Source organism: Flavobacterium sp. 9AF, from assembly GCF_902506265.1.
In the GTDB taxonomy this organism is placed as follows: domain Bacteria; phylum Bacteroidota; class Bacteroidia; order Flavobacteriales; family Flavobacteriaceae; genus Flavobacterium.
The window spans coordinates 1,209,838-1,225,196 of the sequence record NZ_LR733556.1; the positions used below are offsets into that span (position 1 = coordinate 1,209,838).

Annotated in this window: 15 protein-coding genes; 1 reads left to right on the forward strand and 14 read right to left on the reverse strand. The window is 28.1% G+C overall.

What is annotated here, in order from left to right:
* From HALO113_RS05795 to HALO113_RS05815, 5 genes are all read right to left on the reverse strand, one after another.
* Window positions 1-432, reverse strand: a 432-nt coding sequence (locus HALO113_RS05795) for a hypothetical protein (protein WP_159778123.1), incomplete at its 3' end; no start/stop codon positions are given.
* On the reverse strand, window positions 425-655 hold the full coding sequence (locus HALO113_RS05800) for a hypothetical protein (RefSeq protein ID WP_159778124.1): 231 nt from the start codon (window positions 653-655) through the stop codon (window positions 425-427). The genes HALO113_RS05795 and HALO113_RS05800, both read right to left, overlap by 8 nt.
* The gene (locus HALO113_RS05805) at window positions 645-1,640 is read right to left on the reverse strand and encodes a hypothetical protein (protein WP_159778125.1); all 996 of its coding nucleotides are present in this window, start codon (window positions 1,638-1,640) and stop codon (window positions 645-647) included. The genes HALO113_RS05800 and HALO113_RS05805 overlap by 11 nt, the downstream gene beginning before the upstream one ends.
* Window positions 1,600-2,604, reverse strand: coding sequence for a hypothetical protein (locus tag HALO113_RS05810; RefSeq protein ID WP_159778126.1), 1,005 nt, complete (start codon window positions 2,602-2,604; stop codon window positions 1,600-1,602). Before HALO113_RS05810 ends, HALO113_RS05805 begins: the two co-directional genes overlap by 41 nt.
* A gap of 87 nt (window positions 2,605-2,691) precedes the next feature.
* Window positions 2,692-2,958, reverse strand: a complete 267-nt coding sequence (locus tag HALO113_RS05815; RefSeq protein ID WP_159778127.1) for a hypothetical protein — start codon at window positions 2,956-2,958, stop codon at window positions 2,692-2,694.
* Between the two features lie 128 nt (window positions 2,959-3,086).
* On the opposite strand from HALO113_RS05815, the gene HALO113_RS05820 reads away from it, so the two are divergent.
* Window positions 3,087-3,437 (forward strand): helix-turn-helix domain-containing protein, encoded by a 351-nt coding sequence (locus HALO113_RS05820; protein ID WP_159778128.1) that lies wholly within the window; start codon window positions 3,087-3,089, stop codon window positions 3,435-3,437.
* A 145-nt stretch (window positions 3,438-3,582) separates the two neighbouring features.
* Here HALO113_RS05820 and dnaG read toward each other — a convergent pair whose 3' ends face one another.
* The 9 genes from dnaG to rlmN form a co-directional block, all read right to left on the reverse strand.
* Window positions 3,583-5,562: a DNA primase gene (gene dnaG / locus HALO113_RS05825; RefSeq protein WP_159778129.1), complete on the reverse strand. Its 1,980-nt coding sequence runs from the start codon at window positions 5,560-5,562 to the stop codon at window positions 3,583-3,585.
* Window positions 5,563-5,654: 92 nt separating this feature from the next.
* A complete protein-coding gene (locus HALO113_RS05830) occupies window positions 5,655-6,944 on the reverse strand; it encodes a hypothetical protein (protein ID WP_236554600.1) in 1,290 nt (429 codons plus the stop codon).
* A 293-nt stretch (window positions 6,945-7,237) separates the two neighbouring features.
* Window positions 7,238-8,521 carry a hypothetical protein gene (locus tag HALO113_RS05835; RefSeq protein ID WP_159778130.1) on the reverse strand — a complete coding sequence of 428 codons (1,284 nt, stop codon included), beginning with the start codon at window positions 8,519-8,521 and terminating at the stop codon, window positions 7,238-7,240.
* 371 nt (window positions 8,522-8,892) lie between these two features.
* Window positions 8,893-10,179 carry a hypothetical protein gene (locus HALO113_RS05840; RefSeq protein ID WP_159778131.1) on the reverse strand — a complete coding sequence of 429 codons (1,287 nt, stop codon included), beginning with the start codon at window positions 10,177-10,179 and terminating at the stop codon, window positions 8,893-8,895.
* Window positions 10,180-10,353: 174 nt separating this feature from the next.
* Window positions 10,354-11,469, reverse strand: coding sequence for a hypothetical protein (locus HALO113_RS05845; protein ID WP_159778132.1), 1,116 nt, complete (start codon window positions 11,467-11,469; stop codon window positions 10,354-10,356).
* Window positions 11,470-11,515: 46 nt separating this feature from the next.
* On the reverse strand, window positions 11,516-12,241 hold the full coding sequence (locus tag HALO113_RS05850; protein ID WP_159778133.1) for a hypothetical protein: 726 nt from the start codon (window positions 12,239-12,241) through the stop codon (window positions 11,516-11,518).
* Window positions 12,228-12,797 carry an RNA polymerase sigma factor gene (locus tag HALO113_RS05855; RefSeq protein WP_159778134.1) on the reverse strand — a complete coding sequence of 190 codons (570 nt, stop codon included), beginning with the start codon at window positions 12,795-12,797 and terminating at the stop codon, window positions 12,228-12,230. The genes HALO113_RS05850 and HALO113_RS05855 overlap by 14 nt, the downstream gene beginning before the upstream one ends.
* Window positions 12,798-13,062: 265 nt before the next feature.
* On the reverse strand, window positions 13,063-14,046 hold the full coding sequence (locus HALO113_RS05860; RefSeq protein ID WP_159778135.1) for a polyprenyl synthetase family protein: 984 nt from the start codon (window positions 14,044-14,046) through the stop codon (window positions 13,063-13,065).
* Window positions 14,047-14,288: 242 nt separating this feature from the next.
* The gene (rlmN, locus tag HALO113_RS05865) at window positions 14,289-15,329 is read right to left on the reverse strand and encodes a 23S rRNA (adenine(2503)-C(2))-methyltransferase RlmN (RefSeq protein WP_159778136.1); all 1,041 of its coding nucleotides are present in this window, start codon (window positions 15,327-15,329) and stop codon (window positions 14,289-14,291) included.
* Window positions 15,330-15,359: the final 30 nt, after the last annotated feature.

A 15,359-nucleotide genomic window follows, 5' to 3' on the forward strand; every position in this document is an offset into this window, starting at 1 on the left:
ATTTAATATAACTTCATCAAAAAAGCGAAATTGAATATGCCGACAATTGGTTGGTATTATAAAATCATTAAGAATTTTTTGAAAATTATGAAATGAATTTTTATTATAATCAATAATCATATTTGAAATTATAGAAGGATAATCAAATTCCATAGAAAGATTAGGAAATAAATTTGATTCTTCTTGAGATAATTCAAAAATAAATTCATTTTTTACTAGTAATTCCATATACTCGTTAAGTATAGGTAAATTCTCGTTATCAATTTCAAGTTTTAATTTTTCTAAATCAATTAAATTATCTTCGTTGAATAAGTAAAAAAAACTTAATGGTACTAGTTGAAATCGATTGCGTTGTATATCGCAAATAGTAGCTCTGCATGCACCTTTTACGATGATACAATTAGCAAACAGTTTATAAAAAATTTTACTCATCTAACTTTGAAAAGTCTATTATTTTAGAAATTGGTTTATAAAAAACAGTAGAATTATAAGAGTTAGTCTCATAATGTCCAAAATTTATATAATTTTCATCATTTGATTTATTCAAACTATCATAAATTTCTATTTCCCATAATTGTGCAATAAATGGAAGTTTTTCTGCATCTTTAGCTAAAACCTTTATTATTTGATCTTTTAAAACCTCATTATTCTTCATTTATAAGTGTTTTTGCAATTAATTTTTCTATATAATGGTTACAATTTCTACTTACCCATTGAAATTGACCAATCGGATTCACTTCTAAAAAAACATATTGATTATCTAACGTATAAATTAAATCAAAAGAACCACAATTCAAATTGAGTTTCTTCATTAATAATGTTAACTTATTTTCTATTTCTGTAGGCAAATTAAATGGTACAACCCTATTAGGTCTTTCTCGGTCGTAATCCCTATAATCAATTTTTGTTTTTTCATTTTGCTGGCTAAAAATTGCCATACTTTTAAAAATACCATTTATATAAAAACTTCTAATTTCAAATTTTTTCTCAATGTATTTTTGAAACAATGATGGCTCAAAACGCTTTGTTGTTATTTTATTTAAAATTTCATTTGTAATTAATTGACTTGGTGTGAAAAAGCAAACATCTTTGTTATTAATTATATGATTTGAAAAAGGATTTTCAATTGGCTTAGTAATAACTAAATTATGAAGTTCAACAAATTTTTGAAGGTCACTAAAATTTGTAGTAATTAAAGTTTCAGGAAAATTCAACTCTATTAATTTACAAACTTCTAATTGTTTCAATTTTCCTAAATAATTATCTTGAAATTTATTGATTTGAATTTTATTTGATTTTGAATTAAGAAAATCAAGAATTGGTTTGGAATTATTATTTTCTATACTTTCTTGAATAAATCCGTTAGTATTAGGAATATTAATTATTCCTCTTCTGTACCAATAACTGTCATTATAGTTATAATCTAAATTATTTAATCTAAAATTAAATTTATCATTTGCTATCTCAATCTTTATTTCTTGAAGATCAAGAAAATCAAATATTTCTTCAATTTTAGTATTAATAGATAAATATCTAATCCATTGTATAACATCATCTGTACTTCTATCTTTAGATTCAGATTGAATAATAATTTTTTTATTATCTACAGTACCAAAATCCCCAGAAAAGTTTAGCTCCATATTTTTCTTCAAATATTTTTTTCAAATTATCTATTTCTATATTATTGATAAATAATTCTTTTCTTTTTTTATTTATTTTATCGTCTATTTCTGAATATTTAAAATAATTTACAAAAAGATTTTTTTTATAAGGAATATTAGGATTTTTGCATTCAACAGTACGATAAATATTATCATGAAAAAGAGCAACATCACCTGGGTGAACATTTCCTTTTTTTATTTCTTCCATCCATATATCACTTAAATCATTATAGCTACAATGACTATGGATTAATATTAGATAAATCATTTTTTGTGATAAACTTCCATCTTCTGAAGTAAAATCTTTAAGATTATTAAACTTTTTTATTCTATAATTAAAATCTTTAAATTTAGATTTAGATTCTTTAAAAATGGTTGAATCAGCAATACCTAAAAGTTGGTCACCTGGAAATCCTTTTTCTCGTATTAATTTTTCAATTTTAACAAAAGCTTTCTGCTTTTTTTCTTCATAAGCTTTTGAATTATCTGTTCGTTTATCTACTTGATCTTGAATACCATAGTCTAGTATGGTATTTAAATATTCTAAATCAATTCTTTTTAAGTATTCTTTTCTTTTTTTTGCATATTCGCTTTTTAAAAATTTATCATTTGCAATTTTATTTATTTCCTTTTCAAAAAGTCTCACATGTTTAAGATGGTCTATTTTTAAACCATTCCCAAAACCTTTAATGAGGTATTTCTTATAATCCTTTTTTAAAAAGAAAGCTATTTGAGCAGCATTTATAGCATCTTTAGCAAAGATAAAGTCAAAATCATTAAAACATTTATCATAATAGTATAATGCAGAGTCTTTTTCTTCTGATTTAAAAAATAAATATTCTGCTTTATTAATCAAGCTATGGTATTCAAAATAATTAGTATTTTTTTGAGAAAAAATTACTAAAAAATTACTAAAAAACAGTATTATAAATAATTTATACATATATGCACTTTATATAAAAAGTTAAAATTAATAAAATCCTTATAAAGGACTTTATTAATTTTAATTAAAAAGAATTAACACTTAAATTTAATTTGTGCTTTGATTTAAATCTGTTCTAGGAGTAGCAGAAGTTCTAGTATAATCAATTTCTCCAGGTTGTCCAACAATATAAGCAGGTGGTGTTTTTGGATTATTATCTCCTTGAGTTTCTTTATCCATTGTATCTGTACCATAATGTGTAGCATTTCTGTAAGTAGTATCAACTGGTACACCTCCTACAATTTTCATTGCGTTTTGAATCTCGTTTTCTTTAAAAGGTTCGAATTTGTCTTTTTTTAAACTTTCTAGTTTCATGTTTTAAAATTTAAAATTAAATATCAAACTTATATAATAAGAAAGTTAATTAAAAGTTAACCAATAAATTTTCCTAGGAATAATTTTATGCACCTATTTTAATATATTTGTATAAATACAATTATACGATGAGTTTAAAAGCAATACGCAAAGAAAAAGGATTTACCCAAAAAGATATGGCATTTAAAATGGCTATGGAGCAAACGACTTATTCTAGAAAAGAAAGGGGTAAATCGCCCATTACAGAGGAAGAATGGGAAAAACTAGCTGATGTTTTGAAAATACCCATAGAAGAATTAAAAAAAGCTAACGAGAATATGCCTAAAAATGAAAATTGTACTTTTTATGATAATTCTATTGGTATCCAAATAGTTTCAATGCCTAAAGAAACTTTAGATATTATGCTAAAATATACAGCTAAGCTTGAAGAAGAAAACAAAATATTAAAACAAGATTTAACAAAAAAAGGAAAAATGTAACCTAGTCTCCTTTTGTTTTTTCTCTTTTTTCAAAGATCAATACATTCTCAAAATATTTCTTATTCTATTTGAATTTAGAAAAGAATCAAATCAAAAGTGCATTTATTACCAATTATGAAATGAAAGCATTTTAATATTACCGCTTTTAAGAATACCTACTCATCACTCTACCTAGCTTTTTAGAAAACATATTTGTTAGTCCCAAATAGTCCATTACCATGGATAACGTTTCCGAATTATCAGTATCATGATTTACTGTTGAGATAGCTGTTTTTAAATCTTCAATTATTTTATTTACCCAATACCACCTTAGAGTTAAGATTGTTTCGGTAACATATTGTGCTATAGTTTTATCTTTAAGCTTTACAATTATTTGCTGCGATTCCCAATTGTGCAATACTTCTCTTTCTTCATTCATTAAAATTGAAGTCACTTCATTAGCGATTTCAGGATTAATTTGCTTAAGATAGCTTTCTAGTTCAAATTTTTCAGTTTGATTATAATAAGTAATAATATCCAAATAAATAGCTTTAAAAACAGGATTAGCAAGCTCAATTTCATCTTCTTGTAAACTTAAATAGATACGATTAAAGACTTTGTAACTATTTTTTTCTTTAACTTCAACTAAATCACCTTCTTCATTTGCTTTAATAAGTATATCTTCAAATTCTTCTTCAACATTTCCGTAAAGCAATAAGATTTCTATTATTTTCCTTTCTAATTCATTTTGAATATCAACTTTAGATTGTGAAACAACAGCTTCAGTTTTATGAACTTCAAATACTTTCTGTTCTTCTTTAACTTTTTTATTAGCTTCGGAGACATCCTTTTTATCAATTTGTGCCAAGGTATTAAAAAGAACATCTTCAGAAATATCCATTATTCTAGAGCATTCTTGTAAATATATTTCACGCTTAATTCGATCGGGTATTTTTGATATACTGATAACCATATCACGAATTAAATCGGCTTTTTTAATAGGATCATTTTTAGCTTCATTCATTAAAAGAGATGCCTTAAACTGAATAAAATCTTTGGCATTTTCTTCTAAAAAACTAACCAGTTTATCATGTGGTGTTTTTTTAGCAAAACTATCTGGATCTTCACCATCTGGAAAAGCGCATACTTTAACATTCATACCTGCTTCTAGAATTAAATCTATCCCTCTGATTGAAGCTCTTAAACCCGCTGCATCACCATCAAAAAGCACGGTAATATTTTTAGTTAACCGACTGATTAATCGAATTTGATCTGGAGTTAAAGCGGTTCCAGAAGAAGCAACCACGTTTTCAATACCAGATTGATGAAATTGAATAACGTCAGTATATCCTTCAACTAAATAACAATTATCTTGTTTCGCAATGGCTTGTTTCGCATGATATATCCCATACAATACTTTACTCTTATGATAAATTTCACTTTCAGGAGAATTTACATATTTAGCTACCTTTTTATCGTTTGTTAAAATACGTCCACCAAATCCTAATATTCTTCCACTCATACTATGAATAGGAAACATCACTCTACCTTTAAATCGATCAAATTGTTTATCTTCTTTTACGATGGTAAGTCCCGTTTTTTCTAAAAATTCCAATTGATACCCTTTTCCTAAAGCTTCTTTAGTAAAAATATCCCAAGCATTAGGTGAATACCCTAAACTAAATTTAGCAATTGTGTCATTAGTAAATCCTCTTTCTTTAAAGTAGGTTAAACCAATTGCTTTTCCTTCTTCGGTATGCAATAAACTTTTGTGAAAGTAAGTGTTTGCAAATTCTGAAACCAAATACATACTTTCTTTTTCGTTTGCAGCCGCCAAATCTTCATTCGTTTGAATTGTTTCTTCTATTTCAATATTATATTTCTTTGCCAAATATTTTATTGCTTCTGGGTAGCTAAAGTGCTCATGCTCCATCAAAAAAGTAACGACATTACCCCCTTTTCCAGAAGAAAAATCTTTCCAAATTTGTTTTACAGGTGAAACCATAAAAGAGGGGGATTTTTCATCCACAAATGGACTTAATCCTTTTAAATTACTACCAGAACGTTTCAGCTGAACAAAATCGCCAATTACTTCCTCTACTCTGGCAGTCTCAAATACATTTTCTATGGTTGCTTTAGAAATCAATTCTTTTAAATTTAGTCAACAAATATACAAAGTTGAAATAAAAAAGCACCTATTCGAGAATAAGTGCTTTTATAATTTATAGTAAGTACAATTTATTTTTTATTCAATACCACATTACTATTCGTTCTTTCAATTTTAAGATATCTAAAATCTGGTGTTATAGAGAAATCAGTACTTTTAAAATAGTCATTGATTGGTCCATCAGAAATTGTTAAAGCATTTTTAGATGCAATAAAATCTGTATCCATTCTAGAAGTATCACCTTCATCCATACTTGAAAACACTTTTGTGCAATGAGCTATAACTAAATTTTTAAGTTTAACATATTTCTCAAACTCATCAGTCATTGAAAACCTGTCTAACATTAAAAAATCTCTAAAACCATAGACAACACTATTGCTTAAATTCAAATTAGCTTCATTAGAAACATAAACAGCTTCTTTGATCAATCCTTGATTATTATCTTCTATATTAACCAAAGTGATATTAGTTGCTTTTACATTTGTTTTGCTTCTTTGAGGATCATATTTATCTATATCATTGTACGATTTAACTTCCATACATCTAGGTTTTGCATTACTTGAAGAAAACGGGTGTCTTAAAGCAATACTGTTAGTAAAATCTGCTTGAACGCCTTGAGTAAAATCAAAATCATCGTCTGAAGCTCTATAAGAAATTAATTTTTGTGCTTTTACATTTCCACCTAAAAATTCAAAAGAATCATTGTCGGAAAAACTCACTTGTATTGCTTCTATAACCGTTCCACTACCTACACCTGCAAAAGTAATTCCCGCAATTTGTTTTTTGGTAGCCGATTTCTTACCTGCATATTCAACTCTAACATTTTTTAACACTCCAGCAGAGCCAACTTTGTTTTCACCACCAAATCTATTGTATTGAGGATCTAAATCAAAATCTACTACTCCTACACCTCCAAATCTACTCACAGGAGCATCACCCATAACAATAATTCCACCCCAATCTCCTGGTTTTCTAGAGTATTCATCATTATTTGAAGTAAATACAATTGGAAAACTTTCAGAACCTTGAGCTATTATTTTTGCTCCTTTTGTAATAATAAGTGTTCCGCAAGTTTTAGAATCTCCTCTTAACAAAGTTCCTTCTTCTATTGTTAAAGTAGCGTTATTAGTAACATATACATTACCTTGTATAAGATAGGTATCTCGATTTGACAAAGTTGTATTTTGAGATATACTTCCTGTAAGAATTTTTTGTGGTTCTCTATAATCTTCCTTCTTAGGATTGAACTCTGTCCAGTATCCTAACCAGTTTTCTTTTTCATCAATTCCTAATCCAGACTGCGCATAACCTGCAAGGCTAAAGTTGCAAATAAGTGCTAATAATAGTAGGTTTTTTTTCATAATAACAAATTTTGTAATTAGACAATTATGCATTATTACAAATTATATAAAGGCTTAAACTTTTGTTGTAAAAACACACTCAACTTTATTTTAAAAGCAAATACTATACCGTATTTTTATCGTTTAACTAATAAAGCTTTAACGAAGATACAGAAACTTTTTGATAAAATCAAATAAAATTATCGAAGAAGTGTAACTTTTTTTCGTTTAAGTGCAACTTATCAATGTTTTTAAGCCTTTTCAAGACATTATTACAAAAAAAATAAATGGCTTTTTTAAGATAAGATTATGTATTATTTATTTACATAATTGATTTTGTTTCTTTCAATTTTTAGATATCTAAAATCTGGATTTTCATGTAAATTACTATTCATGAAATAATCTTCTATTTTACCATCAGATAAAACTATATTATTTTTTGTAAAAAGATAATTAATATCTAAAGTTAACAAATCTTTTGGTTTTAAACTTGACAAAGGGTTATCACAATGCCCTATAACCAAATCTTTTATTTTTACATGCTGATCAAAATCTTCAAGAATAGAAAAATCTTTCAACATTAAAAAGTCTTTAAATCCAAAAACGACACTATTTGAAAAATTCAATTTGCTATCATTTGAAACAAATAACGCTTCTTTTATAAGCCCTTGATTATTATCTTCTGTATTTACTAGCACCATGTTTGATGCATTAATACTTGTTTTATCTCTTAATGGATCAAATTTTTCAACATCATCGTTAGAATTTATTTCAAAACATCTAGAGTTCTCTAAATCTGAAGAATATGGATTTCTTATTGCCAAACTGTTATTAATCTCTACTTGCACGCCTTGAGTAAAATCAAAATCATCGTCTGAAGCTCTATAAGAAACTAAATTTTTAAGCTTAACATTTCCTCCATAAAATTCAAAAGAATCATCATTTGAATAACTCACTTGCACATTTTCTATTTTAGTTCCACTACCTACACCTGCAAAAGTGATCCCATTAAATTCCTTTTTAGAGTTAATCTTTCTACCAGCATATTCTACTCTAACATATTTTAAAACTCCTGAAGAAGCTTCCTTATTAGAACCTCCGTATCTATTGTAAGAAGGATCTAAATCAAAGTTTAAAATTCCTATTCCACCAAAATTATTTACAGGTGCGTCTCCCATAATTACAATTCCTCCCCAATCGCCTGGTTTTCTAGAATAAGAATCTTTATTTGTAGTAAAAACAATTGGAAAACTTTCAGTTCCTTCAGCAATGATTTTGGCTCCTTTTGTAATTACCAATGTTCCATTCGTTTTTTCATCACCTCTAATTACGGTTCCTTGTTCGATGGTTAATACAGCATTATTAATGACATAAACCGTTCCTTCAAGTAGATAAGTATCTCGACTATATAAAGTGGTATTTTGAGAAATATAACCTGCTAAGATTTTTTTAGGTTCTCTATATTCTTTCTTTTTAGGATCAAATTCAGTCCAATACTCCAACAAATTTGTTTTTTCATTTACTCCTAAACCAGATTGAGAAAAGACAGAAATACTGAAATTTAGCAAAATTGTAATTAATAGTAGGTTAGTTTTCATAATAATTTTTTTTTTAAAAGTTTGTCATTTCTATTTGGTAATAATCGATTGGGCAATTCAATTATATCTTGATAATTTTAACAAATAAAACTTTAACAAATTAAGTGAAATCAAAAGTTTTAATTTTACAACAATACTGGAAAAAATGTTAAAATTTAGGAGTAAAAAAATACGGTAAAATCGTCAAAAAACAATTTAAATATTTAAATATCAAGACATTACAAATAAAAACCCCTGTAATCAGGGGTTTGATATGTTAACGAAAAGTTAAATAAAAATACGACTAAATCTAATTAATCGATAATTTATGCTTTTTACAGAAAATCATACATTTCTTACAAAATAAACGAAGCTATTGAATTTAAAATGCCTTATTTATTTACTAAAATATTATTATTTCTCTCCATTTTTATATATCGAAAATCGGGTGTTTCTTCAAAAGTGGGTATTTTGAAATAATCCTCAATTTTTCCATTTGAAACTGATATTAAATTTTTTGAAAGAAATAAATTGTTTTCCATTCCTGCTATATTTCCATCACCCTGCATTGTTTTTAAGGTATTATCGCAATGACCTACCACCAAATTTTTCAATTTTATAAATTCTTCAAAGTCTTCAAAAAAAGAATAATTTTTAACTAATAAAAAATCCTTAAATCCATACACTACACTATTATTTAATGAAAAATAACTTTCATCTGCAACAAAGATTGCTTCTTTAATTAGCCCTTGATCATTGTCTTCTGTATTTACAAAGGTTACGTTGCTTGCTTTTACGTTCGTTTTATTTCTTTGTGCATCAAATTTTTCTATCATATCATAAGAATCAATTTCCATACATCTTGATTTTTCAGCATCAGAAGAATAAGGATGTCTAATTGCTAAGCTATTTGTTATAGATGCTTGTACCCCTTGAGTAAAGTCAAAATCATCATCAGAAGCCCTGAAAGAAACTAATTTTTCTAATTTTACATTTCCTCCATAGAATTCGAAAGAATCATCATTTGAATAACTGATTTGTATGTTTTCAATTTTAGTTTTATTACCTACTCCAGCAAATGAAATCCCGTTTAATTCCTTTTTTGCACTTAATTTTCGCCCTGAATATTCAATACGTAAATATTTTAATACTCCAGAAGAACTTTCCGTATTTTCTCCTCCAAAACGATTGTATTTTGGATCCAAATCGAAATTTAAAATACCTACGCCTCCAAAAGTATTCACTGGAGCATCTCCCATTATAATAATACCACCCCAATCTCCAGGTTTTCTAGAATAGGTATCTTTATTAGTTGTAAATACAATTGGGAAACTCTCTGTGCCTTCTGCCATAATTTTTGCTCCTTTTGTAATTACCAATGTTCCACAAGTAGTATAATCGCCTCTTATTACTGTTCCTGGTTCAATAGTTAAAGTAGCATTATTAGTCACATATACTACACCTTGCAACAAATAAACATCCCTACTAGATAAAGTTGTGTTTTCGGTAATATAACCTGCAAGAATTTTTTTAGCTTCTTTATATTCTTTCTTCTTTGGATTAAATTCTGTCCAATACTCTAGTCCGTTTTCTTTTTCACTGATTCCCATACCTGATTGCGCTTGTAATACTGATAAAGCAGAACAAATAAGAACGAATAAGTAAATGTATTTTTTCATGATATAAAAGTTGGTTTGATTTTGCATTCCAAAACTACTCTCCAATCATTACTAGAATCTTTACTTTATTTTATGGTATTGTTACTTTACTATTCAAATATGAAATTTAGATTAAATTAAAAAGATGCCCTATGATTATAAGACATCTTTTCGTATGAAACCCTAACCCAAATTTTAATTTAAATCCATTCTTATTCCTAAAGAAATATTATTTTGTTTAGTTGTATTATTTTTAAACATTGGATTAATATCATATTTCATATATAAACTCCATGTTCCATAACCTACATATGTGCTCAAGCCATAATTCCAATCATCGATATTCCAATTTCCTTTTTGACGAATACGCATGTCGTAACCCTCTTCATCATAGTTTAAAAATTGTTTTGAATTTGTATTATAACCTACAAAACCACCAACGCCTAATCTAAAACCCGTATGAGAGGCATAATACTTTCTATTATTTCTTTCCTTCATTTTTGAGAAATCAAATTCCAGGTGCACAGGTAAGGTTAAAAAGACATTTCTGAAATAACTTCTTTTACTTTTTAAATTTACAGGATAAGTTTCTAGAACTGTTTGTTCTCCATTATCTACAAAATAACGATTATCTGTAGGATGAAGTTGATTATAAACAAATGAAAGTCCGTATTTCAAATTCAAGACCTTGTGATCTTTAATTAAATTTGTTCTCCAAGTAATACCAAATTCGGAAAACATAGATCGCCAATAATAATAATCTGAATTTGCAATTGCCCCATCAGTCACTAAATTATTCCAACCAAAAGCAATTACAAATTGAGACGTTGTTCTTTTTTCTACATACGATGAATCTCTTTTAAAAATTCTTTTAATATCGGTAATTACGTGTGATGAGTCTGTAACATGATAAGTAACTTCGTATTTCTTCCCCTTTACAATTATACTATCTTTTCTAGATGGCAATTCATTTTCAACCTTTGATGTAGAAAATCCTCCATCTACCTTATCTTGGATAAGTTGTTGTAATTTAGTTTCTTCCAATGCAACCTTTTCTTCAATAATAGCAGCTCTTTTTTCTGCAGCCTTTAATTTTAATTCATCTGCTTGCTGCTTCGTAATTTTACCTTCATTTAATTGCAAGTCAATTGCTTCAACTTCTAATTTTAAAGCTTTTTTTTCTTCCTTTGTTATCGTTTCAATTCTGTTAGCTATCTCTTTAGCTTTATTTTCAAAAGTATGATTTTGAGCACTCATTTTTGAAATAAATACAAGGAAAAGTATTCCGATGTAAAAAATAATTTTTTGCATAACTGTTCGTTTTTTAATTAATGATAATGATTGTGATGATGATTGATTATTCGTAATTTCTATTTGCTATAGCTGATTTTACTTGATTGTATTTTCTAGTTATTTTATCTATTCTACTTTCTCTAAATTCTATATCTAATTCAGATTCAACATCTGTCAACAAAGTATTTGTATTTACTTTTATTTTTTTCTTGACTTCTTTATTATTTACCTCTTTGTCATCAAATGTTCTATTTTCAATAGAGGCTAATAATTTCTCAGCTGTAATATATCTATTTTTAGCTTTAGTAACAGGACTGTCTTTTTCTAAATTTATTACTTCAAATTGATTGGGTGTTTTGGTCACTAATTTTTCCGAAGAAATTGAATTCGTTTTTAAATTATTATTTTTTAAAATAGACTCTTTTTGATTCAAATTCTCATGATTAGCTACTTGTTCAACTATTTCAAATTCTTTTATTGTATTTAATATTAACGTGCTTGAATCTTTTATTGGGGATACTTTTTTTTCTTCATTGACAATACCTTCATTAAAATGCTTTTCAATTACATCCGATTTTTCATTTTGATAAAGCCAAAACCCAACACTCAAAAAAAGCAATATTGAGGCTGCAATTCCTATATATTTATATATACCAAAAACTTTTTTGGGTTCTTTTTTTTCAGCCAAAGAAAGCATCGCATCTAATCGATCCCAAGCTTGATCCGTTGGCTTAATTTCTCTTGAACCTAACTGTTCTTTAATTTTAGTATCTAATTTATTTGGTTCCATTTTCTTTTAGCTTTAATAGGTTAATTTGATTTTGAAGCATTTTTCTAGCATGTGACAATTGCGATTTTGAGGTTCCTTCACTTATATGAAGCATTTTAGCAATCTCATGATGTTTATACCCTTCGATAGCATATAAATTGAAAATCATTCGATACCCATCGGGCAAGCTATCAATTAACAATTGTATATCATCTACTGAAAAAGTATCCATTTCCATAACACTTTCACTTTCAGATACAATTACAGTTTCTATTTCCTGATAATTAAAAATATTTTTTTTTACTCGAACAAAATCAATACACTCATGAATCATAATGCGTCTTATCCAACCTTCAAAACTTCCTTTGTGTTCAAACTTATTTAGATTAGTAAAGACTTTCATAAAAGCGGTAATCATAACGTCCTCTGCATGGTGCACATCTTTTATATATTGTCTACAAACACCTAGCATTTTAGGAGAAAATTGCGTGTATAATTGATGTTGGGCTTGTCTATTATTTAAAATAGCTTGCTCTATCAATTGTTTTTCTTCTCTATGTAAGTGTATGACTTTCATTTTTTAAATTTAGAAATTAGAATTCATAATTTAGAATTGTATTTCTTTTTTATATAGACGAGATGGTTTTTAAAAAGGTTGCATTAAAAATTGAATTTCAAAAAAATAAATTTCAAATTCCAATAAAACCGAATGAATAATACTTCTTATTTATATAGACGAGTTAGGTTCTAAAAAAGTTGTATGTATTTGTGACAATTTGTTAGTGTGTCAATTTGATGATTTATAAAACTTAGTGTCTATTGACAAATTGCTAAATCAAAAATTATATTTTACGTTCAATAACGTAATTGACCATTAATTCTAATGCTTCTTTATAAGAGGAAGCTGGGAAGTTTTGTAATAATGCTAAAGCTTCTTGTTGAAACTGTATCATTTTTTGTTCGGCATACACCAATCCGTTTTTATCTTTCACAAATTGAATGACTTCTTTGACTCTTTTTTTGTCTTTATTGTGATTTTTAACCGAATTAATTACCCAACTTTTTTCTTTTGGAGTACAATTATTTAAAGCATAAATTAGAGGCAAGGTCATTTTTTGCTCTTTAATATCGATACCGGTAGGTTTACCAATCGCATCTTCTGTGTAATCGAATAAGTCGTCTTTAATTTGAAAAGCCATTCCTATAAGCTCTCCAAATTTTCGCATTCTTTCCACAGTTTCTTTATCTTCAGGAACAACAGAACAAGCTCCTAATGAACAACAAGCAGCAATAAGAGTTGCTGTTTTTTGACGAATAATTTCATAATAAATGGCTTCAGTAATATCTAATCTTCTCGCCTTTTCAATTTGCAACAATTCTCCTTCACTCATCTCTCTTACAGCTACAGAGATAATTTTTAACAAATCGAAATCATTATTATCTATGGATAACAATAAGCCTTTAGACAATAAATAATCACCAACCAAGACTGCAATTTTATTTTTCCAAAGCGCATTGATGGAAAAGAAACCGCGTCTTTTATTACTGTCATCTACAACATCATCATGTACTAAGGTTGCAGTATGAATTAATTCGATAACGGAAGCTCCGCGATAAGTACGTTCATTGACTTCATTACTATTTGCCACCATTTTTGCAGTTAAAAAAACAAACATGGGTCGCATTTGTTTTCCTTTTCGGTTGACAATATAATGGGTAATTCGATTGAGTAAAGCAACTTTTGAAGACATTGATTCTCGAAACTTCTTTTCAAAAAGTTCCATTTCTTTAGCTATCGGTAGTTTTATTTGCTCTACTATTTTCATCGCGATAGCAAAAGTAACTAAAACATAATTTGTAACAAAGCAAAAAAAGATTTTATAGCCCAGATAGAAATGAAAAGTTTTTTATTGTAGCATAGCCTTTTTTTGTAGACGTACAAAAGCGCCCTTTGGAAGCTCTTTTTACGACTTACAAAAATGGTTATGCTGTAAAAAAATTGAAATGAATAGCTGGAAATAGCTTCTAAAAAAGAAAATCTAAAACAAGTTCAGCAAAACAATCTACTTTAGGATTTATTTGCCAATTGACCGCAAGCCGCATCGATATCTTTACCTCTACTTCTTCTCACTTTTGCTACTATATTATTTTTTTCTAAAGCAGCAATATAGGCATCAATTACTTGAGGAGCTGCTTGTTGAAATTCACCATCATCGATAGGATTGTATTCGATAAGGTTGACTTTACAAGGCACATATTTACAAAACTTCACTAAAGCGTCAATCGATTTTTTATCATCGTTAATACCTTTCCAAACCACATATTCATAGGTAACTTTGCTTTTGGTTTTTTTGTACCAATATTCCAAAGCTTCCCGCAATTCGTCTAACGGAAAACTTTTCGTAAAAGGCATGATTCGATTTCGGGTTTCTTCGATAGCAGAATGCAACGAAACTGCTAATTTAAATTTCACCTCATCATCTGCCATTTTTTTAATCATTTTGGAAACTCCTGAAGTAGAAACCGTGATTCTTTTTGGTGACATCCCTAATCCTTCGGGAGAAGTAATTCGATCTATGGCTTTCATGACATTAGGATAATTCATTAAGGGCTCTCCCATTCCCATGAAAACAATATTAGAAAGCGGGCGATCATAATACAAACGACTTTCATTATCAATAGCTGCAACTTGATCGTAAATTTCGCCTGGTTCTAAATTGCGCATTCTCTTTAAACGAGCCGTGGCACAAAAATTACAATCCAAACTACAACCAACCTGACTTGAAACACAGGCAGTAGTTCTAGTTTCTGTAGGAATTAAAACAGATTCTACAATTAAATTATCATGCAAACGAACCGCATTTTTTACTGTTCCATCTTCACTGCGTTGCATGGTATCGACTTTGATATGATTGATTACAAAATTAGCTTCTAACATGGCACGCGTTTCTTTTGAAAGATTGGTCATATCTTCAAAAGTATGGGCGCGTTTTTGCCAAAGCCATTCGTATACCTGATTTCCTCTAAAAGCCTTATCTCCATTAGAAACAAAAAAATCTCTTAATTGTTCTTTGGTTAATGCTCTAATATCTTTCTTTGTCGTTTGCATGGTGCAAAAGTAATGAATTTAGAGTTTAAA